The sequence below is a fragment of the Segatella copri DSM 18205 genome (genome assembly GCF_025151535.1).
Lineage (GTDB): Bacteria > Bacteroidota > Bacteroidia > Bacteroidales > Bacteroidaceae > Prevotella > Prevotella copri.
In genome coordinates, this window is the sequence record NZ_CP102288.1 from 2,847,553 (window position 1) to 2,873,517 (window position 25,965).

The 25,965-nt window shown below is 48.7% G+C and carries 20 protein-coding genes; 14 read left to right on the forward strand and 6 right to left on the reverse strand.

Features of this window, described 5'->3' with window-relative positions; all coding sequences use genetic code 11:
* Positions 1 to 185: 185 nt before the first annotated feature.
* Positions 186 to 1,769 (forward strand): S41 family peptidase, encoded by a 1,584-nt coding sequence (locus NQ544_RS11980; RefSeq protein WP_006848928.1) that lies wholly within the window; start codon positions 186 to 188, stop codon positions 1,767 to 1,769.
* Positions 1,770 to 2,070: 301 nt separating this feature from the next.
* On the opposite strand, the gene NQ544_RS11985 is transcribed toward NQ544_RS11980, so the two are convergent.
* On the reverse strand, positions 2,071 to 3,042 hold the full coding sequence (locus NQ544_RS11985) for a bile acid:sodium symporter family protein (protein WP_006848929.1): 972 nt from the start codon (positions 3,040 to 3,042) through the stop codon (positions 2,071 to 2,073).
* 273 nt (positions 3,043 to 3,315) lie between these two features.
* On the opposite strand from NQ544_RS11985, the gene ruvB reads away from it, so the two are divergent.
* From ruvB to NQ544_RS12005, 4 genes are all read left to right on the forward strand, one after another.
* Positions 3,316 to 4,350, forward strand: a complete 1,035-nt coding sequence (gene ruvB, locus NQ544_RS11990) for a Holliday junction branch migration DNA helicase RuvB (protein ID WP_006848931.1) — start codon at positions 3,316 to 3,318, stop codon at positions 4,348 to 4,350.
* Between the two features lie 60 nt (positions 4,351 to 4,410).
* Complete coding sequence (gene coaD / locus NQ544_RS11995) at positions 4,411 to 4,896, forward strand: pantetheine-phosphate adenylyltransferase (protein ID WP_006848932.1); 486 nt, start codon at positions 4,411 to 4,413, stop codon at positions 4,894 to 4,896.
* Positions 4,897 to 4,915: 19 nt separating this feature from the next.
* Positions 4,916 to 5,350, forward strand: a complete 435-nt coding sequence (gene ybeY / locus NQ544_RS12000) for an rRNA maturation RNase YbeY (protein ID WP_006848933.1) — start codon at positions 4,916 to 4,918, stop codon at positions 5,348 to 5,350.
* Positions 5,351 to 5,487: 137 nt separating this feature from the next.
* Entirely contained in the window at positions 5,488 to 5,655 is a 168-nt protein-coding gene (locus NQ544_RS12005) for a hypothetical protein (RefSeq protein ID WP_006848934.1), read from the forward strand.
* An 81-nt stretch (positions 5,656 to 5,736) separates the two neighbouring features.
* On the opposite strand, the gene dusB is transcribed toward NQ544_RS12005, so the two are convergent.
* The 4 genes from dusB to NQ544_RS12025 form a co-directional block, all read right to left on the reverse strand.
* On the reverse strand, positions 5,737 to 6,723 hold the full coding sequence (gene dusB, locus NQ544_RS12010; RefSeq protein WP_006848935.1) for a tRNA dihydrouridine synthase DusB: 987 nt from the start codon (positions 6,721 to 6,723) through the stop codon (positions 5,737 to 5,739).
* 213 nt (positions 6,724 to 6,936) lie between these two features.
* Entirely contained in the window at positions 6,937 to 8,067 is a 1,131-nt protein-coding gene (dprA, locus tag NQ544_RS12015; RefSeq protein WP_040553655.1) for a DNA-processing protein DprA, read from the reverse strand.
* Positions 8,068 to 8,072: 5 nt separating this feature from the next.
* Positions 8,073 to 9,365, reverse strand: coding sequence for a DUF2851 family protein (locus NQ544_RS12020; RefSeq protein WP_006848937.1), 1,293 nt, complete (start codon positions 9,363 to 9,365; stop codon positions 8,073 to 8,075).
* A 105-nt stretch (positions 9,366 to 9,470) separates the two neighbouring features.
* On the reverse strand, positions 9,471 to 9,884 hold the full coding sequence (locus NQ544_RS12025; RefSeq protein WP_006848938.1) for an acyl-CoA thioesterase: 414 nt from the start codon (positions 9,882 to 9,884) through the stop codon (positions 9,471 to 9,473).
* A 240-nt stretch (positions 9,885 to 10,124) separates the two neighbouring features.
* Here NQ544_RS12025 and dapB point away from each other — a divergent pair, with 240 nt between their 5' ends.
* The 6 genes from dapB to NQ544_RS12055 all read left to right on the forward strand — a co-directional run bounded on the left by dapB (position 10,125) and on the right by NQ544_RS12055 (position 18,657).
* Positions 10,125 to 10,886, forward strand: a complete 762-nt coding sequence (gene dapB, locus NQ544_RS12030) for a 4-hydroxy-tetrahydrodipicolinate reductase (protein ID WP_006848940.1) — start codon at positions 10,125 to 10,127, stop codon at positions 10,884 to 10,886.
* A 9-nt stretch (positions 10,887 to 10,895) separates the two neighbouring features.
* A complete protein-coding gene (lepB, locus tag NQ544_RS12035) occupies positions 10,896 to 12,344 on the forward strand; it encodes a signal peptidase I (protein ID WP_006848941.1) in 1,449 nt (482 codons plus the stop codon).
* A gap of 16 nt (positions 12,345 to 12,360) precedes the next feature.
* Entirely contained in the window at positions 12,361 to 12,801 is a 441-nt protein-coding gene (locus tag NQ544_RS12040) for a S26 family signal peptidase (RefSeq protein ID WP_040553657.1), read from the forward strand.
* A gap of 150 nt (positions 12,802 to 12,951) precedes the next feature.
* Positions 12,952 to 13,569 (forward strand): WbqC family protein, encoded by a 618-nt coding sequence (locus tag NQ544_RS12045; protein WP_040553659.1) that lies wholly within the window; start codon positions 12,952 to 12,954, stop codon positions 13,567 to 13,569.
* 651 nt (positions 13,570 to 14,220) lie between these two features.
* Positions 14,221 to 15,882, forward strand: a complete 1,662-nt coding sequence (locus NQ544_RS12050; RefSeq protein ID WP_006848944.1) for a histone H3 family protein — start codon at positions 14,221 to 14,223, stop codon at positions 15,880 to 15,882.
* Positions 15,883 to 16,086: 204 nt separating this feature from the next.
* Complete coding sequence (locus tag NQ544_RS12055) at positions 16,087 to 18,657, forward strand: hypothetical protein (protein ID WP_006848946.1); 2,571 nt, start codon at positions 16,087 to 16,089, stop codon at positions 18,655 to 18,657.
* Positions 18,658 to 19,798: 1,141 nt separating this feature from the next.
* On the opposite strand, the gene NQ544_RS12060 is transcribed toward NQ544_RS12055, so the two are convergent.
* Positions 19,799 to 21,181 (reverse strand): M16 family metallopeptidase, encoded by a 1,383-nt coding sequence (locus tag NQ544_RS12060; RefSeq protein WP_006848948.1) that lies wholly within the window; start codon positions 21,179 to 21,181, stop codon positions 19,799 to 19,801.
* Positions 21,182 to 21,301: 120 nt separating this feature from the next.
* Here NQ544_RS12060 and NQ544_RS12065 point away from each other — a divergent pair, with 120 nt between their 5' ends.
* From NQ544_RS12065 to NQ544_RS12075, 3 genes are all read left to right on the forward strand, one after another.
* Positions 21,302 to 22,237, forward strand: coding sequence for a PfkB family carbohydrate kinase (locus NQ544_RS12065; RefSeq protein WP_006848949.1), 936 nt, complete (start codon positions 21,302 to 21,304; stop codon positions 22,235 to 22,237).
* A 13-nt stretch (positions 22,238 to 22,250) separates the two neighbouring features.
* Complete coding sequence (locus tag NQ544_RS12070) at positions 22,251 to 23,438, forward strand: FprA family A-type flavoprotein (protein ID WP_040553662.1); 1,188 nt, start codon at positions 22,251 to 22,253, stop codon at positions 23,436 to 23,438.
* A gap of 275 nt (positions 23,439 to 23,713) precedes the next feature.
* A complete protein-coding gene (locus NQ544_RS12075; protein WP_006848951.1) occupies positions 23,714 to 24,964 on the forward strand; it encodes an ATP-binding protein in 1,251 nt (416 codons plus the stop codon).
* Positions 24,965 to 25,965 lie beyond the last annotated feature (1,001 nt).

A 25,965-nucleotide genomic window follows, 5' to 3' on the forward strand; every position in this document is an offset into this window, starting at 1 on the left:
TTTTTTAGGCACGGATTTTATTTTAGGCACGGATTACACGGATTACACGGAGGCTTGCGCCCTTGTATTCTTTTAGAAAAAATCCGTGTAATCTGTGTAATCCGTGCCTAAATTTATTCCTGGAAGTTAAATTTATTCCTGGGGCTTAAAATTATCCCTGTGCCTAAAATATAAAATAAGAATTTATGAAGAAATATCTATTTATTGCGCTCATGGCATTCCTGGCAGTAACTTCTGCCAGTGCCCAGCTGCGCATCAAGATGGGCAAGAACAGCCCGATAGAGAAGTTGGGAAGGGCTGAAATCGCCATTACCAACCTTTATGTGGATAGTGTGGATGAGAATAAGCTCGTAGAGGACGCCATCCGAGGCATGCTCGAAAAGCTCGACCCTCATTCTTCTTACGCTACAGCCAAGGAAACCAAGGCGATGAACGAGCCGCTGAACGGCAGTTTTGATGGCATTGGCGTGCAGTTTAACATGGTAGATGATACGCTGCTCGTTATCCAGCCGGTTACGAACGGACCTTCTGAGAAGGTGGGAATCATTGCCGGCGACCGCATTGTGGCTGTAAACGATACTGCCATTTCGGGCGTCAAGATGAGCAAGGAGGAAATCATGAAGCGCCTTCGTGGTCCTAAGGGAACAACGGTGAACCTTACCATTGTGCGCCGTGGCATCAAGGATAAACTCATCTTCAAGGTAAAGCGCGATAAAATTCCGGTAACAACGATGGATGCAGCTTATATGATTCGTCCGGGCATCGGATACATCCGATTGGGAAGCTTCGGTCTTACCAGTCATAAAGAGGTAACAATAGCGATGGATTCGCTGAAAAAGAAGGGAATGAAGGACCTTATCTTCGACCTTGAGGATAATGGCGGAGGCTATCTTCAGGCTGCGGCTCAGATTGCCAACGAGTTCCTGCAGAAGGGCGATCTCATCGTTTATACCAGCGGTCGTGCTGCGCCTCGTCAGGAATATAAGGCGCAGGCTAACGGCAGATGGCGCAAGGGCAAGGTGGTGGTGCTCACCAATGAGTTTACCGCTTCTGCCGCCGAGATTGTTTCCGGAGCCATCCAGGATCAGGACCGTGGCGTAGTGGTTGGTCGCAGAACCTTCGGCAAGGGATTGGTGCAGCGTCCGCTGACCTTTGATGATGGTAGCGAGATTCGTCTCACCATCGCCCATTACTATACGCCTAGCGGCAGATGCATCCAGAAGCCATATAAGAAAGGTGACAGATTGGATTATGCGATGGATCTGGACAAGCGTTACAAGCATGGCGAGTTCACCAATCAGGACAGCATCCATCTTTCAGACAGTCTGAAGTATTATACCTTGCGCAAGCATCGTGTAGTTTATGGTGGTGGTGGAATCATGCCAGATTATTTCGTGCCGCTAGATACAACCAAGTACACCAAGATGCACCGTCAGTTGGCAGCCAAGAGTATCGTTATCAACCACAGTCTGAAGTTCATCGATGCGCATCGTAAGGAGCTGAAGAGCCAGTATAAGGATTTCGATAAGTTCCTCGCCACCTACGAGGTTCCTTCTTCGCTGATAGATGGCATTATCGCCGAGGGCAAGAAGGAGAAGATAGAGCCAAAGGATGAGGCTGAATTAATTCAGACGAAGAAATACCTCGCCCTGCAGCTGAAAGCCCTTGTAGCACGAGATATCTGGGATATGAGCCAATACTTCCAGGTCTGGAACGAGACCAACGAGATAGTTCAGCGAGCCGTGCAGCTGCTGACTACGGGGAAGTAACTATAGAAGAATCGGCTGTTAACTGTTAACCTGTTAACCCCGTGAGGTGAGTTTAAGCAATACGCCCTGAAAGGGCAGAAGCTCCTAGCCCAGGGTAACACCCTGGGTTAAACATACAACCAACAAAACGCCCTGTAAGGGCAAAAGCTTCGTATTTGAAAGCTTTTGCCCTTACAGGGCGACTTCGTTATATCCCCATTATACCCAGGGCGCTGCCCTGGGCTAGGAGCTTCTGCCCTTTCAGGGCGTGCTGCTCAATCTTTGCTTCTGTTAGAATTCATAAATTCTTTTCCGAAGTCATTTACTTCTTCTCATGCAGATGGTCCCATTTCAGATAGATTCCTGCAAGGATGGTGCCGGAAATACTGTGCCAGGCGCAGCTGATGGCGCAAGGCAATACGGCGAGAGGCTGGGCTGCGAAGAAGTTGCCGGCAAGTACCGTAGCAAGACCGGCGTTCTGCATGCCGACCTCAATACTGATGGTACGCTTCTTGGCGGTATTGAATCCGGCACATTTGCCGGCAAGCCAACCCAGAAGGTAACCCAGCGTATTGTGGCAGAAAACCACGGCGAAAGTCCAGAGGAAAAGCGATAAGCCGCGGGCTACGAGGTCATCGTGAACCGTAGAAATCACGCCGCCTACGATGATTGCCAGACACGTAACGCTGATGCCCGGCATCAGACTCTGGATGGTAGGGAAGCAGTCTTTCTTGCCGTAAATATAGTTGAGGGCGCAGCCGATGGCTACAGGAATAATCGTTACGATGAGGATGTTGATGAACATTCCCACAGCATCTACATGGATAATCTCGCCTGCTGTAATCTTCATCAGCAGCGGAGTCATCACTGGTGCAAGAATGGTAGAGGCGCAGGTCATTCCTACGGAGAAAGCTACGTCGCCATGACACAGATAACTCATGATGTTGCTCGAAACGCCGCCCGGACAGCAACCTACCAGCAGGATTCCGAGTGCCAGGGCTGGGTCAAGATGCCACACATGAACCAGGGTGTAAGCCACACCCGGCATGATGATAAACTGGGCACAGGCTCCGATGAAGACATCCAGCGGGCGCTGAGCCAGAATCTTGAAGTCGTTGGTGGTCAAGGTCAGACCCATTGTGAGCATGATGATGCCGAGAATGACGGTTTGAGTAGTTCCGCGCACCCAGTCGAAGGTATGTGGGAAGAAGAATGTGAACACTGCAACACCTATCACGAAGATAGATGTGTAATTGGCCAGCAGCTTGCTGAGCCCTTGAAATAACTTAAGCATAATTCTATTTCTTTTAAAATCCTGATATTTCTCTCTTATTTATTTCTTTCCTCGCTTTCAATATCGAGTGCAAAAGTACGTCTTTTCTATCGGATAAACAAATTATTCTGCAAGAAAATGATAAATTATAACATTTTTGTAGGGTAACGCTTGCAAATCTGCACGAATCTTTTGGGATTGTGCAAAATCATGGGCAAAATAATTCGGCTTTTCTTCTTTAATTCCGCAACAAATGTGTAACTTTGCACCCATATTATCGATAATAGTCATAGAATGAACGAAGATTTTGATATAAGACAAGAAATAGTTTCGCCTGCCGAAAAGGAATTCGAGAAGGCGCTGCGCCCGCTGAAGTTTTCTGATTTCAGCGGACAGAATGGCGTGGTGGAAAATCTCGAGGTCTTTGTTGAGGCTGCCAAATATCGTGGCGAACCGCTCGACCATACGCTCCTCCATGGTCCGCCGGGATTGGGTAAGACCACGCTGAGCAACATCATCGCCAACGAACTGGGCGTAGGATTCAAGATTACATCGGGTCCTGTGCTTGATAAGCCGGGCGATCTGGCGGGAATCCTTACCTCGCTGGAGCCCAACGATGTGCTCTTTATCGATGAAATCCACCGACTTTCGCCTGTGGTAGAGGAGTATCTCTATTCGGCGATGGAGGATTACCGCATCGATATCATGATAGACAAGGGTCCTTCGGCTCGCAGCATCCAGATAGACTTGAATCCGTTTACCCTCGTGGGAGCAACAACGAGAAGCGGTCTGCTTACAGCTCCTCTCCGTGCCCGTTTCGGAATCAATCTGCATCTGGAATATTACGACCCGGCTACGCTTCAGAAGATTATCAAGCGAAGTGCGATGCTCCTGAAGGTGCCGATAGAGGATGAGGCGGCAGTGGAAATCTCCCGCCGTTCGCGCGGAACTCCTCGTATCGCCAATTCCCTGCTCAGAAGAGTGCGTGATTTTGCCCAGGTAAAGGGCAACGGAACCATCACTTACGGTATTGCCCAGATGGCTCTCAAGGCGCTCAACATCGACCAGTATGGCTTGGACGAGATAGATAATAAGATTCTCACCACCATCATCGACAAGTTCCGTGGTGGTCCGGTAGGCGTAAGCACCATTGCCACGGCAATAGGCGAGGATGGTGGCACCGTAGAGGAGGTTTACGAGCCGTTCCTCATCATGGAGGGTTTCATCAAGCGCACGCCGCGAGGCAGAATGGCAACGCCGCTTGCCTACGAGCATCTCGGCAGAAATCCGTATACAAGCAATATTATGCAGGGAGACTTGTTTGAGTAATGTTGAATGTTAAATGTTGAATGTTGGATTAGGGCTAGCGCCGTAAAAGGATAAACATTTATGAAGATTGGGATTTTTACGGGTACATTCGACCCATTTACGATAGGACATCAGAACATTGCCGAGCGTGCCTTGCCGATGTTCGACAAGCTCGTGATTGCAGTGGCGGTGAGCAAGCTGAAGCACGCCAGCGAGGAAATCTCGAAGCGTGTGGAGGATATCAAGGCTGTTTTCCCGAAGGAATGTTCGGAACTGGTAGATGCGGAGGATGCATCTAAGGGTTATCGCCTGGAGGTGGTTTCTTACGATGATCTCACCATCGATTTGGCGCATCGCCTGGGAGCCAGGTTTCTGGTTCGTGGCGTCCGTTCTGCCAAGGATTTCGAGTACGAAAGAGAGCAGGCTGACATCAATAAGCAGTTGGGCGGCGTAGAAACCATCCTGCTGTTTTCAGACCCAAGATACAGCAGCATCAGCTCAACGCTGGTTAGGGAGCTGAGATTCTTCGGAAGAGAAGTAGATGAATTTTTACCAAAAATAAAATAAAAATAGGAGGAAGAAGCGTATGATAACATACAATGTAGATGGCGTGAAAATGCCAAAGATAAAGAAGCGTGATACGAGTGCCTGGATTCGCAAGGTCGCTGCCTCTCATGGCCGCAAGGTGGGTGAGATTGGCTATATGTTTGTAGATGACGAGAAGATTCTCGAAGTAAACAACGAGTATCTGGGTCATGATTACTATACCGATGTCATCACCTTCGATTATGATGAGGATGATGTGATTAACGGCGACATCGTGATTTCGCTCGATACGGTCCGCACCAATGCCGAGCAGTTTGGCAAGACCTACGATGATGAGCTCCATCGCGTCATCATCCATGGCATCCTGCACCTCTGCGGAATCAACGACAAGGGTCCGGGAGAGCGTGAAATCATGGAGGAGAACGAGAACAAGGCACTCGCCCTGCTCGAAGGTGCTTCGATATTGAAGAAGTAAAGCCATTCTCTATAATTTGAGGAAGTTAGGTTTCTTCAGTTTCAGGTAGAAGTATAGAAAATACAGCTGTTAACTGTTAACCTGTTAACTTTGTTACAGGTTGGCAGTTGACATAATGATTAGTAGGAGATAAGATTATGGCAACAGCAATCAAAGCAATACCAACATTGCATGGTAAAGAAGCAAAAGAGTTTTTGCGCCATGCAGAAGAGGCCGAGCGCAACTTTAAGGGATTCAAAAATATCGAAGAACATCCCTTTTGTGTAATGGCTCGCAGCATTTTGGAAAAGGCAGGTATGAGATAATTTTGTTGTCATATAAAAAATAAATTAAAAGGGAGATTCCAACCATCATCGTTGGAATCTCCCTTTACTTATATACTTTTATTATTCTATTGCCTTGATTCTCTCCCTACATTCTTTCAGAATCCCAGTTAGTTCCTCCACGGTCGTGGCTCTCAGCATGGCGATTCTCGTCTGGCGAAAATCGGGAATGCCCTTGAAGATAGGGGAGGCGGCAAGGTGGCGACGGGTGTGGAGAATGCCTCTGTACTCGTCGATGCGCTCCACGTTGATGCGGAGCTGCTCTTCCAAGAGGTCGATTTTCTCATCTACGGTTAATGGAGCAGCGCCCGTATTATCCAGATAATCACGAATTTCCTTGAAAATCCAAGGCCTGCCGAAGGTGGCGCGCCCAATCATCACCGCATCTACGCCGTATCTTTCGAAGGCAAGCTTGGCTTCCTCAGGGGTCGTAATATCGCCGTTGCCGATGATCGGAATATGGATGCGGGGATTGTTCTTCACCTCTCCGATGAGGCTCCAGTCAGCTTCTCCGGTGTACATCTGGCTACGGGTTCTGCCGTGGATGGTGAGCGCCTGGATTCCGCAATCCTGTAACTGCTCGGCAAGGTCGGTGATGATGAGGTTCTCGCAATCCCATCCCAGTCGGGTTTTCACAGTTACCGGCACGTTTACCGCCTTTACCACTTCTCTTGTAATATCCAGCATCAATGGGATATTTCGGAGCATTCCGGCTCCTGCACCCTTTCCTGCAACCTTCTTCACTGGGCAGCCGAAGTTAATATCAATCACATCCGGCTTCGCCTGTTCTACGATTTTGGCAGCTTCCACCATATCCTCTGTGGTGCGACCATAAATCTGAATGCCCACAGGGCGCTCTTCATCACTTATCGTAAGCTTGCTGACGGTGCTCTTGATGCTTCTCACCAAGGCTTCCGCCGATACGAACTCAGTATAAACCATGGCAGCTCCGAATCGCTTGCAGAGCATGCGAAAGCCAATATCTGTTACGTCTTCCATCGGAGCGAGGAAGAGGGGCTGAGGCCCAAATTCTATATTACCTATTTTCATCGTTTTATGAGGAGTTAAAGGAGTTAAGGAGTTAAAGGAGTTAAGACAAATGCTTCGAAAATGATAATCCTTGATATTCCTTCTCCAAAATTTCGGTTGCAAAGTTACACTTTTTTTATGAGAATTTGCCATGATATACAAAAAAACATGAGTATCTCATAACTGTTGTCTTAACTCCTTAACTCCCTTTAACTCCTTAACTCCTCCTTTGCTTCACTTTAAAAGATGATACATTCCCCCTGCCAGGGTGCGGATGATTCCTTTCATTTCCATCTGGAAGAGGAGGGAGGTGAGGCGGGAGATGTCGATGTTCGACTTCACGCTGATGATGTTGATCTGCAGGTCGTTTGTCTTTGAGAGGATGCTGACGATGAGCTCTTCTTCTGTTGATAACTCGGGGAAGAGGCTGCGCTCGATGCCTTGCTGCTTGGCTCGCATCAGGGTGGCGTCATCCTGCCAGCGCATGTCCTTCGCAAAGTCCTCGGCACTGGTGATGAGCGTGGCGCCGTTGTTGCGTATCAGGTTGTTGCAGCCCTCGCTGTAGTAATCACCTATTCTGCCCGGGAAGGCGAAGACGTCTCTGCCGTAGGATTGCGAAATATCGCAGGTGATGAGACCGCCGCCGTGAGCTGCGCTCTCTATCAGGATGCAGGCATCCGACATTCCCGCTACGATGCGGTTGCGGCGCACGAAGTTTATCTTATCAGCGTTTGTACGGGTAAGGAATTCGGTGAGCAGTCCGCCCTGTTCTATCATTCTTGCCGCCGTTTCCCGGTGCTGACGGGGATAGAGGTCATCCAGACCGTGAGCCAGCACGCCTATGGTTTCGTAGCCGTTGGCGAGTGCCTGGCGGTGCGCCACGATGTCCACTCCGTAGGCAAGTCCGCTTATGATGAGCACGTTGGGCGAGAGCTGTTTCAGGTCGGTGATGAAGCGGCGGATGAGGTCTTCGCCGTAAGGCGTGCAGTGGCGGGTTCCTACGATGTTGATGACGCGCTGCTGGTTGAGGTTGGCGTTGCCTTTATAGAAGAGGATGAGGGGTGCGTCATCGCAGTCTTTGAGGCGTTGCGGATAGCGGTCGTCGTTCATCGGAATGGGTTCTATTCCGTAGCGTATGTCGTACTCCAGCTCTTCCTCAGCGCGTTTTCGGGCTTCTTCGCAGTTCTGTATAGCGCTCACGAGTTTATCCGAGGCATCGGGGAGGATGTCTCTGAGGTTGTTCTTATGCTCCAGGATGAGCGTGGCGGAGCCTACCGTTCTGTATAGCTCCAGCATTCCTGCCAGGCTGAAGTAATTGAGCCTTGTCAGGAGGATGGTGTTCAGTATTTCCTGTTGATCAGCCATAATCTTTATCTTTTCAAGTATTCGTAACCTATCCTGCACCTCAGGCATTCCTTCCTGTCGCAGTATTCCTTCTTCAGCTGTATGAGTGCCTGGCTATCCCCGGCGTTCTCTACCGGCAGGCCGCATTCCTTCCACATCCTTACTATGTGGTTATTCTCGGCCTTCAGCTCCTCCAGGAAGTCGAAGGCGCGGTCGCAGTATTTCTCCTCGCCCCGGTGCCTGCCGTAGGCAAAGAGGATGGGAACCACGGTGTTGATGATGAGCAGATTGAGCGAGAAAGGGGAGAGGTGCTTCTCGTTACGGATGCTCGTGCTGCCGAAGGTATAATGGGTTTCCCAATACTCCGTAACGCTGGTTGAGAGCACCTGCTTCGCCTCCTTCACCGTGCTTGCCTCGAGCAGCTGGCTCAGTCCCGCACGGCGGTTATAATAAAGATTGGCTAACTGCGAGATGCGGATGTGAGGGAAGTTCTGCGGACGCAGACGCAGGAAGCGCCACTGCTTGTAATCCATCGGCTGCAGCGAGAATTTATGCGAGAGATAGAGATATTCGTTCCTCAATCGGGAGAAATAGCCGTCGTTCAGCGCGTCTTTCTGATATCTTTCGGGAATGGTGTTCAGTTCCAGCAGTCCGGCTTGCCCCAGGAAGATGGCTTCTATCTGGAAGAGGTCGTCGCGATGATGGTCTACGGCTCTCAGCGGCAGATGGTAGGCCCACTGCTCGAAGGCGTCGCCGTTGATTCCGAACCCGTAGTTGCGCGCCAGGGTCACGAAGTAGGCGTTTTCCCAATCGCCGTTACATTGCTTCACGCGCGCCTCTATCGCATCGGTTTTCTGCGATAAGCGCTCGGTTTGCAGGGCGCTCATCCAACTGTGTACGGTGAGGCGGGTGAGCGATGGGATAATCTGGTAGCAGGGAGGATACTGGTCGATGTTCAGCAGCTCCTGATAATGTTTCGATACGTTGTCGGGGATGTCGAGCTGCAACTGCACGAGGGGCTCGCCTTTCGAGTTCTTTGCCTCTACATCGATGGTTCCGCAAACGTGCAGGATAACGTTGTCGTAGCGTTCATCCTTATCATGTCCGTGCACATACCAGTCGCTTGCCTTGTCGTGAATCTCCACGTTTCCCACCCATAGGGTTCCGTTGAGTTTGATTTTGGCATTGAAGAAATCGGGCCCTGCATTGCGGTTGTGCAGTCCGGGGTCAATTACTTCCACATCCTGGTGCCAGGTGGTGGTGAGTGGAGAGAGTGGGAAGAGCTTGTGCTTCCACACATAATGAAGGAGTTGCTCCATAATGTTTCGGCTTTTATGGTTTATAGGATTGCCTCTTTCGGAACGCAAGTTCTTCGCTCGTGTGCGGAAGGGGTATTGAAAAATCAGCTGTTAACTGTTAACCTGTTAACTCTGAGGAGAGAAGTATTTCTCGAATGCCTTGTCGTAGTCCTCGCTGTTGCCCAGCTTTCCGTTGATGAGGCAGACGAGTTCTACGGTTGCCTTGAGGCAGAGTTTCTCGTCCTTGGCACGGAAGATGTCCTGATGGAAAACATATCTCACGCCCTGCTTCTCCAGCCACAGACGTGAGAAGAATTCATCATCGCATTGCAGCGGAACCTTATACTGAAGGTTCATTCTCGCCACCACAGCATCCACGCCCTTGTTGTGCATTTCGGCAAAGCTGAGGCCGCATTCCTTCAGAAAGAGATGGCGGGTATGTTCCATGTAGTGCAGATAATTGGCATTGTTCACGATGCCCTCAATATCGCACTCATAATCTCTTACTTCCATCTTTGTCTCAAATATATATCTGCTCATAATTTTCTCTTTTTTAGTTACTAAATGAGGCTAAAAGCCTTAAATCACTGCAAAAATAACCAAAATTTTCTATTTATTATTATAATAACAAGGATTTTTCAAGGTTTTTCGAAGAAAAATGTGTATTTTTGCATAAAAAAAGCTGCACTCGGCAATTTGAAAGCAAGCTTTCATTGCGCTCATTTGCATTTTTTTTGCCGAATAGAACAAAAAGTAAGAACAAATAAAAAATAGATAAAGATGAAAATTGCTTTGATCGGCTACGGAAAGATGGGACACATGATCGAGGAGATCGCCCTGCAGCGTGGCCACGAAATCGTTTGTAAGATTGACGTGAATAACCCTCAAGACATCGACAGCCCGGAGTTCTGCTCTGCTGATGTAGCCATTGAGTTTACCAACCCTACTGCCGCCTACGGCAACTATCTGAAGGCTTTCTCTCACAACGTGAAGGTGGTTTCAGGTTCTACAGGTTGGATGAAAGACCATAAGGAAGACGTGGAGAAACTCTGCGCCGACGGTAAGCAGACCCTCTTCTGGGCGTCTAACTTCAGCATCGGTGTGGCAATCTTCTCTGCCGTAAACCGCTATCTGGCCAAGATCATGAACGGATTCCCACAGTACTCTGTATGCATGCAGGAAACCCACCACGTTCATAAGCTTGATGCGCCATCAGGTACAGCCATCACCCTTGCCGAGGAAATCATCGACAACATCGACAGAAAGAAGGACTGGAAGCGTGGCGTTACTTACTGGACTGAGGATGGTCATCACGATGAGGGCGATGCAAACATTACCGATGAGGATTTGGTTATTAACTGCGTACGCGATGGTGAGGTTCCTGGAATCCACGCCGTGATGTATGACAGCGATGCTGATATGATTACCATCGAGCACAGCGCCCATTCTCGCAAGGGTTTCGCCCTGGGAGCCGTTCTCGCAGCTGAGTTCACAGCCAACCATTCCGGCTTGCTCACCACATCAGATTTATTTAAGTTCTAAGCAGAAGTTATGATAGACAAGCAGAAACAAAAACTCAATATGAAGGTACAGTGGGCGAAGTTCGCAGTGGTTCTCGCCCTCTATCTCCTCTTTCTGGTTTGGGTAGAAAGCTGGTTGGGACTCATTGTGGTTCCGTTCATCTTCGACGTTTACATCACCAAGAAGATTCACTGGCAGTGGTGGAAGGATGAGGAAGGCCCTGTGCGCTTCATCATGAGCTGGGTAGATGCGCTCGTGTTCGCTCTCGTAGCGGTTTATTTCATCAACCTCTTCTTCTTCCAGAACTATGTGATTCCGTCTTCCTCTCTCGAAAAGAGTCTCCTCACGGGCGATTATCTCTTCGTGAGCAAGGTAAGCTACGGTCCTCGCATTCCTGAAACTCCGCTCACCATGCCGCTCACCCAGCACACCATGCCGCTGGTCAACGTGAAGAGCTACATTGAGTGGCCTCACTGGGATTACCGCCGCGTGAAGGGATTGGGCAACGTGAAGCTCAACGACATCGTTGTGTTCAACTATCCTGCAGGCGATACGCTCGTCAATGAGGAGCGCTATCAGGCGAATGATTACTACCAGATGGTTTACAGCATCGGCGACCAGCTGATGCAGCAGAACGGACAGGAAAGGGATGTGCGCGCGATGAACCCATTGCAGCAGCGCCACTATTTTGAGCAGGTTTATGCTACTGGCCGCAACTACATCAGCAGCATGCCGGGCGAATATGGCGACATCATCAGCCGTCCTACCGACCGCCGAGAGAACTATGTAAAGCGATGCGTAGGCTTGCCTGGACAGACCCTGCAGATCAAGAACCGCATCGTTTATCTGAACGGAAAGGCAAACAAGGAGCCTGATAACGTGCAGTATACTTATAAGATGAAGCTCAAGGGCGAGTTCCCAATCGACCTTGCCGATGAGTTGGGAATCACCAACGAAGACCTGCTGATGTATAATCAGAGTGGCGTGATTCCGCTTACCAAGAAGGCTTACATGGCGCTGAAGGCGAACAGAAAACTCGTAGAGAGCATCTCTATCAATACGGATGCAACCTATGGCGACCTCTACCCGCTCAACATCTATACCGGCTGGACAAGAGATAATTACGGTCCGGTTTGGATTCCGAAGAAGGGCGAGAGCATCGCTCTTACGCTGAAGAATCTGCCTGTATACGAGCGCTGCATCAAGGTTTACGAGGGCAACGACCTGAAGGTAGACTACGCTGGCCGCATCTTCATCAACGGCAAGCAGGCGAAGAGCTATACCTTCAAGCTCGACTACTACTGGATGATGGGCGACAACCGCCACAACTCAGCCGACAGCCGCTACTGGGGTTTCGTGCCTGAGGATCACATCGTGGGCAAGCCTATCTTCATCTGGTGGAGCCACAGCCCAGATCATCCGGGCTTCTCGGGCATCCGTTGGAATCGCCTCTTCACTTTTGTAGACAATATTAAGTAAGAAAAAGAAATAAGAATTGAAGACTGCCGTCAAATTCCTAATAGCATTGGTGTTGTCGCTGCTTCTGGCTTGGGCAGTGCGCACCTATGTTTTCACTATCTTCTCGGTGCCTCAGGGTGGGCTTCCGCCCCAGCTGAAGGCAGGCAACCGGGTGATAGTGAACAGGATTGACTGCGAAAATTTCGGGCGTGGCGATGTGGTTGTATTCACCGATACGGTGGTTTACCAGCCCAAGAACCAGCACCGCAAGCGCGTCTTCGAGTCTCATTTCATAGGCAGGATAGAGAAGCTTCCTGGCGATACGCTGCGCATCGACACCGTGCAGTTCGTCATTCCAACCATCTGCTGCAAGCGCTGCGGCTGTAAGGATTGCCGTTTCTATCTCTTGAAGACGCCAACCGGCCAGCAGCTCGTTCATAAGCATCAGATGATAGGTAAAGCCTTTAAGCTGTTCTAGCTCCCTCGCTCCGCTGCTCCTCTCTCTCTCTCTTGCTCCTCGCCGCTGCTTAGAGCCCCGCCGGAAGCTTGTCTCCCGTCTGCCCCCGTTCCGAGCGATTCCATCGCTCGTCCCCCTCTTCATCATTAACCCTTCATAACAAAGCAGAAATTGAAAGCCCTTCTTTCTTCCACATATTTCGGCCCCATCCAGTGGTACCAGAAGCTGAACCGCTACGATGAATGCCTGATAGAGCGCCACGAGAGCTTTATCAAGCAAACCTATCGTAACCGTATGATCATCCCTACCACCAACGGCCCCCTCTCGCTCACCATCCCCACCAATCACGACATCTCTCTGTCGATGAAGGACATACGCATCTCCGACCACGCCAACTGGCGCCACGTGCACTGGAATGCGCTCCTTTCCGCCTATGGCGAGAGCCCTTTCTTCGAGTATTATCAGGACGACATCCGCCCCTTCTACGAGAAGAAATACGAGTTCCTCTTCGATTTCAACATGGAGACAACCGCGAAGATGATAGAGCTCCTCGACATCCGTCCGAAGATTTCAATCACCGAAGCCTATATTCAGAGTAAAGAACTGAAAGAAGAGAATGAAATCAAGGATTTCCGCGATGCGATTCGCCCCAAGAAACCTCTTCTTGACCCCGAATTCGAGTCGAAGCGCTATTACCAGGTTTACGAGCAGAAATACGGTTTTCAGCCCAATATGAGCATCCTTGACCTCCTTTTTAATGAAGGCAACGAGGCGATATTCTTCCTATAAGAGAAGAGTATCGCCTTGTTGTTTTCCCTCCCGTTAACAAAACTTACTCATAGTTTTCTGCCCCGCAACTCATGGTTTTCCGCTCTAAAAAGCCCTTTTTTCTGCATCGCGATGCATTCCCTGTTCCGTCGCGACGCAACATTTCTTCCCTCGCGATGCATGATCCATCCCCTCGTGAGGCTTCATTTAGCCCCCTTTCCAGCCATCATTTAAGCCTCGTATCAGTCATCATTTATGCCTCTCTCCAGTCATCATATAAGCCCGTAAAACGGGCTGTAGCAGGGCGTTTGAGCTTTTTTCTGACAAGGCTCAGCCAGCCATCTTTAACAAGTATCGGGAGAGAACGCATTTCTGATGGAAGAAGGGCGCTCTGAGAGCAAAAGGTTAACAGGTTAACAGTTAACACCCCAATAATGCATACTTCCATCCACACACTTATATAAAAATAAGTATATATATATTATTATATAATAAGGTACGCGAGGGGGCCATGCAAAAAACGGCTGTTAACTGTTAACCCTGTTAACCCCCTCGGCTTCTCTGTCCCCTCTTTTAGGAAATTTAAACAAGAATGCTTGGTGGTTTCATCGAAAAACCTTACTTTTGTAACCTGACTGCAAACAAACGTAAAAACAATAATAACAACATAAAATGAAGAATCTCACATTCCATATCGTAGGACTCACCCATAATGACGTGAAAGGCCATGAGGTAGAGTATGCTAAAGAAGCAGAGGGGAGAACCATCTGCCTCGTGCCCGATGACGCCAACACCTTCGACATGCTGGCGGTGAAAGCTTATGACAAACAGCAGCTCATAGGCTATGTTTCAGCCCTGGAAGGCGAGGACGTACGCGCCCTTATCATCGCCCGTAAGGAGCGGAACCTGCGCACCCGCTGCATAGGCTGCAACAGCAAGAACGAGGGCGATAAGGCTGGATTGCAGCTCATGGTGAGGGCGCTCTCTGATGTTTCTGATGAGGAGATGGAGCAGGCGCGCCGCGAAATATATGATGATAAGATTTATGATGACTGGCAATACTCCGGTCCTGTGCTGCCCATCGAACAGCTCACCCGCTTCAGCGACTGCACTATGATGCTCGAAGGCGTCATCAACAGCATCATCCGTCTCCAGAATACGCTCTCTGAAGGCGCTTCCGATAAAGGTTCTTCTGCATCCGATAACTCCTCTTCTGCATCCGATAAAACCTCTTCTGTGGCAGAGAACCGTTTTCTTGATGCAGAAACTGAGGTGATACTGCGCGAGGACCTTGCTGATTGCCTTTCTGAGGCAAGAGAGCGGCTCAGCAGTTTCCTCGAAATCCAGCGCAGCGATTATTCCCGCGAAATGACGCAGGCCAGAAGCCGCATTCTTCATAAGCTGGAGCAGATAGACGATGAGGAACTGCAGCGACTCCGGGCCGTTTTGCTTACCGAGATGGGATTCATCACCAGTTCGGCTTACCGCGAGCGTGCGGCCTATTCTTTCTTCGTAGAAGCCCCGAATGCCATCAAGAAGAAGCAGACGGGCACCTACGATTATAAAGACCAGCTGGACGCCATAGAACAGCAGCTGCACGCCTTCCCCCACAATCTCTACCCAACATTCAAGGCCGACCCTGTAGATTTCCTCCGTCAGGTGTTCTATAAGCGTGTGCCAAGAAAGAAGATGCTCCAGTTGCTCTCGGGCATCGTGCTGATGATTATGAACGGCAGGGTGGACGATGTGAAGCAGTGGGGCAAGCACGGCGATGAGGAGTCGATGAAGGCGATGAAGGCGGTGGGTGCCAAGCCTTCAAACGAAGTGAAGAAAGAAAAATTCATGGAACTGGTTGATTTGGTAATTCCGAAGATAGCGGTTTATAAGAAAAAAGGCTGTCCTGAATTGCTGGTGAAAAAGCAATCCGACTGGTTCCCTGTGTTCCGACTCTTAAACGGGTGGGGGCTATTCGATATGGGAGCTCCTACAGCCTTCTGCAAACATCTGGCCCACCTGTATGAAAAACTACCTCCGGAGAATACGGAGCGTGCTCCGCTCTGCAAATGGAAGGATCTTACGCAGGCGAAATCTGCACCTTTCGAATATGCGGCTCTGGAATGGTGGAAACTTGATTCAGGTGAGTTGGGCTCGGTAAGCAAGGAAAGATTCAATCGTTATTGTGATATTGTGAATGCTTTCAAGATGATTATGGGAACAACAGCCAGTTCGGAGAATGTGAACTTGAGGGAAATCTTGCCGAAACTGGTGGATGAGAAAGTGCCAACCTCGAACACCATGAAAGATGACGAGATGATGGCGAGTGATGGTAGCTAGCGGGGTATTAATATACCCCTCTTATACCCTTTGTTTATACTTTTATACCTTTTTATACCCCTCTTTATACCCCTGCTTTTTTAACCCAGAAAAAACTTGCAAACGGCTTTTTTTTTGTTTATCTTTGCACCGCTTTTCAGAATGGAAGGCGGCAGGTTTCTGCAAAAAGAGCCTGTCTATTACAACTAAAAAAAATATAGATTTATGACACAAAAATCATTAACCTTTGATGAATGCAAGCAGCTCAGCAGTCGCATCATCGCAATGAACCCTAACCGCAGAGCGAACATGGGACAGATTTCATCCCATCTCCTCGATTACTACACCGAACTCACCAAGCAGCCTTGGCTCGCACAGCTCGTTGGTCAGATCCGTGACCTCACCGCCCAGCAGAACCAGATGATGCAGGAGGAGATGAAGGCGGGAGAGACTTACCAGCAGCTCGACCGCAAGATTTCTGACCTCAAGAAGCAGCTGCCTTTCCGCTCACCTCACTACTTCCACTTCCTCGATGACCATCGCGCCCAGAAATTCATCGACCCGGAGGCTTTCACCTTCCAGACAACCGTAGACATTGATAATCCTGAGGAGGTTGAGCCAGCGGTGAAGAACGCCCTTCTGCTGAACGGAATGTTTGATGAGCCTACAGAGAAGCTCTTCAGAGAGAAAATCTTCTCAGCCGAAGACATTGAACTCTGGAAGGGAAAGGTGCTCCACATCGAGCGCTCAGCCCGCAACAAGGCCCACATCGACATCCGCATCCCGGTAGGAATGACCATTGCTGAGGCTCAGAGTGCCTTCTGCAAACTCATCCACGCCACCGAAGACCCTAGCTGCGTAACCCCGGAGCGCATCATCTTCATCACCGATGCGGCAAGCCAGATTTATACTGCCGACGACTGGTACAAGCGCCTGGATAAGGAAGCCGTGGCTGAATATAGTGAGGCTTACCGCAAGAGAGGACTGGATATTGACGGCCGTCCGCTGGATGTAGATTCAGCCCGGTCAGGAGCCTCTCAGAGCTCAGCCTCTCAGAATGCATCTTCTCTGAGCCAGGCATTTCAGAATGCATCTTCTGCTCCAACCGTAGATTTCGAACCCATCGAGAGCGAGGAGGAGAAGGCGAGACGGGCTGCCAATGCCGTGCAGTATGAGCAGACTTACGACGGCGTTCCTTACGGGGAGATTGTGAAGGCGCTGGTAGAGCTGATGGGCGGCGCTCCTGTCCACGGCAACCGCAACAACTTCATCTATCGTGAAGCCTGCCTGCTAAGATACATCTGTAATAGTGAGGCGGCTTGGATCAAGCAGGTAATAGAAACCTTTGGCGAAGACGAGGCGAAGGCGTTCGCCACCGTAGAGAATGCCTGCAAGGTGGCGCAATCTACCGCGATTCCGGATTTGGTAAAGCAGGCTGTAGAGACTGCCCGCAAGAATCATCTTGCCAAGCAGGCCACCGAGAAGGCGGGAATCTATGCCGATGTTCCTCCTCAGTTGCCAGCCAAGCTGCCTAAGCTCATCAAGCTGCTCACCAGCAAGGTGCCTGCCGATTTCAAGGCGGCTGTGGCAATGGCGGTCTTCCCTGCGCTTGCCGCTCATCTTAAGGGCGTAACCTTCCGCTACACGGATAATCAGGTGCACGAGGCGGCGATGATGAATCTGCTCATTGCAGCCATGTCGTCAGGCAAATCGCTCGTCAACGGACCTATCGACTGCATCATCGAAGACCTGGTTCAGATGGATAAGGTGAACCGCCAGAAGGAGCAGGACTGGAAGGACGAGGTGAATACCATGGGCGACAACAAGAAGAAGCCTGTGCGCCCGGAAGACATCTGCATCCGCATCGTTTCGCCCGACCTTACCCGCGCTGCCTACATCCAGCGTCTCGACGATGTACAGAAGGCTGGCGATGCTTATCTCTATTGCAAGATGGACGAGGTAGACATGCTCAGGAAGTTTAATGACCCTAGCCAGCTGATTCGCCTCTGCTGGGACAATTCAGAGGACGGCCAGGAGCGAGTAGGAACCAAGAGCGTTACAGCCCGCGTAAAGACCCGTTTCAACTGGAATGCTTCGAGCACCATTGCCGTTACGCAGAAGTTCTTCTCGGTTCGTGAGGTGGCTGATGGAGCCGTGAGCCGCCTGTCGCTCGCCACCATCATCCGTCCCGATTTCGCTCCGCGTCCGGAGGTGGGCAGTTATGATGCGCAGTTCAAGTCGCAGCTTTCTCCTTACATCCAGCAGCTGAACGCAGCCAGAGGTTTCAAGGAGTGCCGTAAGGCTCGCCAGCTTATCGAGCGCCTGGAGAATGAGATTATGGAGATGGCTCAGCTGGCTTACAACAAGCCTTACGCCGAGTTTGCCAAGCGTGGCCTGGCGAATGGTTTCCGCCGCGCGATGGTGCTTTATCTGGCGAATGGCGAGAAGTGGGAGAAGGCGATAGAGGATTTTATCGTATGGAGCGTGAAGTATGATTTGTGGTGCAAGATGCGTTTCTTCGGCAATCAGATGCAGGAGGCGATAGATGCAGACAGCCGCTCTGTGTGTCATACTCCCGGTGTGAGCAATCTTCTTCTCTACGTTCATGACACCTTTGACAAGACTGAGATTCAGAACATCTGTCAGGTTCATGGCACCAAGACGAAACTTGCCATCCTGCTGTGCAACTGGAAGAAGCGTGGCTTCATCATGAAGAACGAGGACGGCACCTTCACCAAGACCGCCCGTTTCATCGCCAAGTATGGGCACTACGGAACGCCAGGAGTGGCTGCGTAGCGGTGATAAAGGAGTGGGCGTGGTGAAATGCCACGCCCCTCACGTTTTAGCAGCACGCCCTGAAAGGGCAGAAGCTCCTAGCCCAGGGCACCGCCCTGGGTAATAATGGCAGCACGCCTGTCGCCCTGAAAGGGCAAAAGCTTTAAAATAGCCCGTTTTTGTAATGAGAATGTAAATGTTCTTGACCTTAATCAAGAAAAAAGGGCTTTTTGAAACTTTTCTCCTAAAATATTTGTGTGCGCACACAAAAAGTTGTACCTTTGCACCAGAAAAAGAAAAAAGGATAAAAGATTGATTCAGTAAGGATAACTTACGAAATCGATTCGAGACAAGTTTGAGACCGGTTCGGAACCTGGTTCTGAGATTCGGACGAGGACTTCTGGAAAATCTCGAAGAGACTGATTAAGAGGTTAAAAGAAAGGAAAAAGATTATGGCAATGTTCGGGATAATGACAGTAGCAGTAGCAGCATTCGCAGTAGTAGCTTGCGCAGGTATGAACCTCGGAATGAACTGCGGCAAATAAGCTACGAAGCTAAGAGAGCATAGAAATCCTCCTCCGGGAGGTAAGAAATAAAGAGAGTTAAGATTTTGTTAGGTAAAACTACAAGATTGTATATTTAAGATAACAAATTTAAGAAAGGAAAAGATTATGTTAGTATTAGGAATGATTTTCGCAGTAGTTGTTGCATGTGTAGCTGAAGTTGGTGCTATTAGCAACAAGTTGGCTTAATCGGAGATTAGCCATGCGAAGGGCTCCAAAAGAGCCGAGATTAAAAAATGGCTGGCAGCAATGCACAGCTGAGTAAAAAACAGTAGGGAGCCGAAGGGGCTTCCGAAATCAGAGAGGAGAGTAAAAACTCCTTTTCATTTGAAATTCATACTGTCCCCTGAGAGTTTTCGTGATAAATTCTGATTGGGGATTTCATATATAGATTGTTAAGAATTCGTTTTAGGTTTTATAGATTTTCATTTTAGGTTTTTAGGTTTAAGTTTTTAGGTTAATTGTTAGTTGTTTTTAAGAAAAAAGCAGTTTTTAATTCATTAAATTACGAAGGCAACAACGAGGGAAGTCGCATGACGACCCAAGTTGTTGCCTTCTTTATTTTCTTATTACTTGAGCTATTTGTCTGAAAATCAACATTATCTGAAAATCAGCGTGGTGAGCCTGTCTTTATCAAACAACTCCTGAGCCACGGCCTGTATCTGTTCGGCAGTAATCTCATCCACCTGCTCGTAGAGTCGGTCTACATTCTTCTCCCAGCCATAGTGAAGGAAGCTCTTGCCGAAGTCGAGGGCAAAGTTCTCGCGGTTGTCGCAAGCCACGCCTACCTGTCCCTTTATCTGCTTCTTGGCGGCCTTGAGCTGCGCCTCGCTCAGCGGTTTCTGCATGAACTTATCCAGTTCCTTGCGAACCAGGCGGAGGCAGCGCTTCACGTCGTGCTCATCGCAGCCGAAATAAATGCTCCAAATGCCCGTATCGCCATAAGCCACCATCGTACTCTCTACGGTGTAAACCAGTCCGTTGTGCTCGCGCAGGGCTAGGTTCAGCTTGGCGTTCATTCCCGGTCCGCCCAGCATATTGTTGAGCAGATAGAGCGGCATTCTGCGGCTGTCGTTTACATCGTAGGCGCGGGTTCCAATCATCACATGAGCCTGATGCGTATTCTTCTGCATCACAATCGTCTGCCCGGCAATCTCTTTCCCTACAGATGGATAATTTTCAGGTCCCACAGATGGATATTTTTCAGGTCCCACAGATTTCACAGATGACACAGATTTTTCTGTAGTAATAGAATTCTCATCCCCTGAAATCTGTGTCATCTGTGAAATCTGTGGGAGCTTTTCCTCAGCAAGCTTGCCCACTGAATTCGCTGCATTTTCAGCAACCTTGCCCGAATCATCATCTGCGAGCGCCTTCCTGATAAGCTTCACCAGCTTCTTGAAGTCAATGTCTCCGTAAGCGAAGAATATCGCATTATCCGGCCGGTAAAGCTTTCTTGTAAAGCGCAGCGCATCTTCTGTCTTGAACGAGCGAACCTGCTCGGCTGTGCCCAGAATATTGTGACCCAGCGGCGAACCCTTGAAGATGATATTTTCGAATTCATCATAAATCAGTTCGGCAGGAGAATCGTTGTAACTCTCTATCTCATCGCAGATTACCTCTACCTCCTTGTCGATTTCCGCTTGCGGATAAACCGAATGGAAAACGATGTCGGTGAGCAGATCTACGGCTCTTGCGATGTGCTCCTTGAGGATGGCGGAGTAATAAACAGTGCCCTCCTTGTTGGTGTAGGCGTTCAGGTCGCCTCCCACGCTCTCCAGACAGTTGAGAATGTGCCACGCCTTGCGGCGCTCTGTGCCCTTGAAAGTAACGTGCTCACAGAAGTGGGCAAGTCCTTCTTCGCCCGGCTCCTCGTTTCGGGTGCCGGCGTTAATCTGGTAACCGCAATACACCACCTTGCTGTCTGAAGGCAGGTGGATGATGCGGAGTCCATTATCGAGTGTATAAGTATTGTATTTCATTTCAAGGTGCAAAGTTACACTGAAAATGTAATTTATCCAAAAAAATGGTCATTTATTTTGCATTATCGCCAAAAAGACTTATCTTTGCCACCAAAAAATAAAATATAGACAACAAAAACAATGCGCAAAGTAATAGGAATAGGAGAAACCGTGCTTGACATCATCTTCAAGGGCGGCAAGCCGATAGAGGCAGTACCGGGTGGCTCATCATTCAATGCAGTCATCTCGTTGGGTCGTGCGGGCGTAAATGCTTCGTTTATCAGCGAGGCGGGCAACGACCGCATAGGAGAGTATGTGATTCAGTTTTTGAGAGATAATGGGGTGAATGCTGACAATGTGAGCATCTTTCCGGAATCGAAGTCGCCGCTCTCGCTGGCTTTCCTCGACGAGAACAACAATGCCGACTACATTTTCTACAAGGATCATCCTCACGACCAGCTGGAGTTTGCCACACCGGAAATCAATCCTGGCGACATCGTGCTCTTCGGTTCGTTCTTCGCTCTGAATCCTGTGGTCCGTCCTCAGGTTGCCGGCTTCCTGGAGTATGCGAAGGAGCACGGCGCCATTCTTTATTACGACATCAACTTCCGTGCTTCTCATCAGAACGAAATCATGAAGATTACGCCTAATCTGATAGAGAACCTGGAAATGGCTGATTTCGTACGCGGAAGCCACGAGGACTTTGGAATCCTCTACAAGAAACCGGAGGCGGATAAGGTTTATAATGCCGAAATCAGTTTCTACTGCAAGAAGTTTATCTGCACTCAGGGCGCTGAGCCTGTAGAGGTTCGTGCCGAGAACGGCTTTGCCAAGAGTTATCCTTCGGAGAAGATGAAGCCGGTGAGCACTATCGGAGCCGGCGATAATTTCAATGCCGGTTTTGTTTTCGGACTGATCAAGGATGGAATCACCCGCGAGGACATCGACCGCGGCTTATCTGAGGCGCAATGGGACAGTCTCCTTGTTTCGGCTCAAGAATTCTCCACCGAATGCTGCAAGGACATCTACAATTATGTTTCCAAGGAATTCGGAGAAGAAAAGAAGAAGGAATTATAAAAATATAAAAGATATGACAGAAATAACAAACAAAATTTATTACGTAGGCGTTAACGACCGCAACAAGCATCGTTTTGAGGGCCTCTGGCCTTTGCCTAACGGAGTGAGCTACAACTCTTATATCATTGACGATGAGAAGGTCGCGCTGGTAGATACTGTAGAGGTTGATTTCTTCACCCAGTTCCTCGAGAACATCCACGAGGTGATTGGCGACCGAGAAATCGATTATCTCATCATCAACCACATGGAACCTGACCACAGCGGCTCCATCGCCCTCATCAAGAAATATTACCCTAACATCAAGATCGTGGGCAACAAGAAAACCTTGGGAATGCTCGAAGGCTTCTACGGCGTAACTGATGATGTGGTAGAAGTGAAGAATGGCGAAACCCTCTCTCTGGGCAACCACGAGCTGAGTTTCGTTCTCATCCCTATGGTTCACTGGCCAGAGACCATGGTTACCCTGGATGCAAAGAACAAGGTGCTCTTCTCGGGCGATGCGTTCGGCTGCTTCGGCGCGCTGAACGGTGGAATCATCGATACGGAAATTAACTGCGAGACTTTCTGGCTGGAGATGGTTCGCTACTACTCAAACATTGTGGGTAAGTATGGAATCCCTGTTCAGAATGCCTTGAAGAAGTTGGCTGGCGTGGAGCTGGATTACATCTGCTCAACCCATGGTCCGGTTTGGCACGAGCATATTGAGAAGGTTATCGGTATGTATGATAAGATGTCGAAGTACGAGACGGAGCCAGGCTTGGTTATCTGCTACGGCACCATGTATGGCAACACCGAGCGTATGGCAGAAATCATCGCCCGTGCGGCAAGCAAGGCTGGCGTGAAGAACATCGTAATGTATAACATCTCGAAGACTCACCACAGCTACATCCTGCGCGACATCTTCCGCTACAAGGGTCTCATCGTGGGTGCTCCAACCTACAATGCCGGTCTTTATCACGAGATGGAGGTTCTCCTCTCCGAGCTTGCCAATAAGGACGTCAAGAACCACCTCCTCGGTTGGTATGGTTCTCATTGCTGGGCAAGCAAGGCAGTAGCAAAGATTCAGGAGTGGAACGAAACCAAGCTCCACTACGAGCCAGTGGGCGAGCCTGTAGATATGAAGCAGGCGATTACTCCAGAGGTAAAGGCGCAGTGCGAGGCTCTGGGTAAGGCTATGGCAGAGAAGCTGCTGGCAGAATAAAAGATTTCTTGTTAGAGATTATTATAAAAGAGCGGAAAGGCAACTGGGGTTAACAGAGTTAACAGTTAACAGTTGTTTTTCCGCTCTTTCTTTTGTTTTTTAAGGAACTAATCGAAAACTATTCATTCTAAATGAAAGGTTTTAGCTGAAAGTATTCATTCAAAATGAAAGATTTCTGAAAAATTATTCATTCAGAATGAAAGATTTTTGTTTTTCTCTTGCTACTTTCAGATATTTTTCTTATTTTTGCCCACGAATCATAAAATAGTAGAGCAATGAAAGAACTGTTGAAACAAATAATATTTGAGCAGCAGGACAACTGCAGGCATCTTATGCAGGCTGCCATCCCTCGACACATAGAAGAGGAATGGCTTACCACCTCGGAAATCCTTATCATAACTGGTGTAAGACGATGTGGAAAGTCGGTGTTGCTGCAGCAACTGCGTGATAAGTTGGAGGAGAAAGATTTCTTCTTCAATTTTGACGATGAGCGTCTCGTAAACTTTAAGCTTGAAGATTTTGCAACCTTGCAGGAATGCTTCTTTGAGCTTTTCGGCGAGCAGCACACCTATTACTTTGATGAGATTCAAAACATTGCGGGTTGGGAAACCTTTGTGAGGCGCCTTTACAATGAAGGCAATAAGGTGGTGGTGACAGGCTCAAATGCCCGGATGCTGAGCAAGGAGATGGGCACTCATCTCACAGGGCGTTATATCTCTGTGGAGGTTTATCCTTTCTCTTTTGCCGAATACTTGCAGCTGGAGCATATTGAGCCTTCGCAGAAAGATTTCTATCTGATGGCGAGCCGTTCCAAACTGCTGGGTCATTTCCGTGATTTCTTGGAGAGGGGTGGTTTCCCGAAATATCTTCAGACGGGTTCCGTCAGTTACCTGTCCTCACTTTATGAGAGCATTATCTTCCGGGATGTGATGGCTCGCAATGGTCTTACAAACGACAAGGAAATTAAAGAACTTGCATTTTATCTTGCCAGCAATGCCACCCAGCGTGTTACCTATAACTCGCTGGGAAAGATAGTGGGCATTCGCCATCCCGAAACCATCAAGAACTATCTGGAATATATTCAGCAAACCTACATGATATTCCAGTTATTGAAGTATGCTCCATCGGTAAAGACCCAGATGTTGAGCCCGAAGAAGGTGTATTTTATAGATAATGCCATCATCAGCAGGATGGGTTTCAATGTCACGGATAACAATGGTGTAAAACTGGAGAATGCCGTTTTCATCGAATTGCTGCGAAGGGGTTACGACTTGTTCTACCATGCCGACAAGAAAGAGTGCGACTTTGTGGTGAGAGAAGGTGTAAGGATTACCCAGGCTTACCAGGTTACGGTGAAGATGGATGATGAGAAGACTCGCAAGCGTGAGATAGAGGGTCTGCAAGAGGCGATGGAAATCTATGATTTGTCTGAGGGTTACATCATTACGCTGAATGAGAAAGAGGAACTCACCGTGGATGGGAAGGCGGTGCACATAATTCCTGCTTGGGAATGGATGCTGAAGTAACTTTCTTTTTGAGCGGGAAGGTGATAAGAATAAAAGTTTAAGGGCGGAAGAACAACTGGGGTTAACATAGTTAACAGTTAACAGTTGTTTTTCCGCTCTTTCTTTGTTTTCGAGCATTCATTTTCCTTTCTTGTGTGCCCCCACATCTATCTTTTTTGCTTTTCTCTCTAAAAAAGTTCCTGGAAAAGGAGTGGCATTTCAAATATTTTATATACCTTTGCACTCGGATACCCATTCTGCTCACGCCGAGTTGATGCTTTCTTTCTCAAAAAGAGAGATTGTTGAGACGAGGACTTGGGAGGGTAGAGGTATCGTGACATAATATAGAGCGTTTACTTGGCGCTTTGTTCTTGACGTTCTGAAACTTCGCAACTTTCTTACACAGTCACGAACAACGCAACGGTAGATGCCCTCGGGATGTGTTTATCCACATCCCTTTACTGGTATGGCATATTGTGTAATGCAATGTGTCTTATACTTGTATAGGGATAAGTGTATTCATATCGGCGTGGGCTTCGACGTTGCTCGTTCAACTGTGTAGGGCAATGCGAAGGCCTCAGAACGTGGGATGAGCAGCAAGGAGATCTCACGCTTTCTGTTTTTTTAGCTGCTAGCCTTGGGTGATTGGGTTGGTTTAGAAAGGAAACGATATGGATTTTTTTAAAGCAGAAGAACTTCGTAAATTATGGGGAACAAACCTTGTTCACATCCTAAATTTGAGAAAGAAACTCATTTGGGGTGGGGCTATGTAGAGGAGAAAACTGGTGATTATGTTTGCACGCAATGTGGACAGGATTTTACTAAAAATGAATACAATAAAATCATCGCAGAGCGCAATAAAAATCAATAAACTTTTTGTGTATGGGACAATTTAAAACTTCTTTGAAGCCTGATGACCTCAAGCTTTTTTATGACGTTCTGTATCAAAATGAAAAAGAGGGAAGGGTAATCATAAGGGTTATTTCTATAAGAAAGTGCCACTTGAGATTAAAAACAAAGTT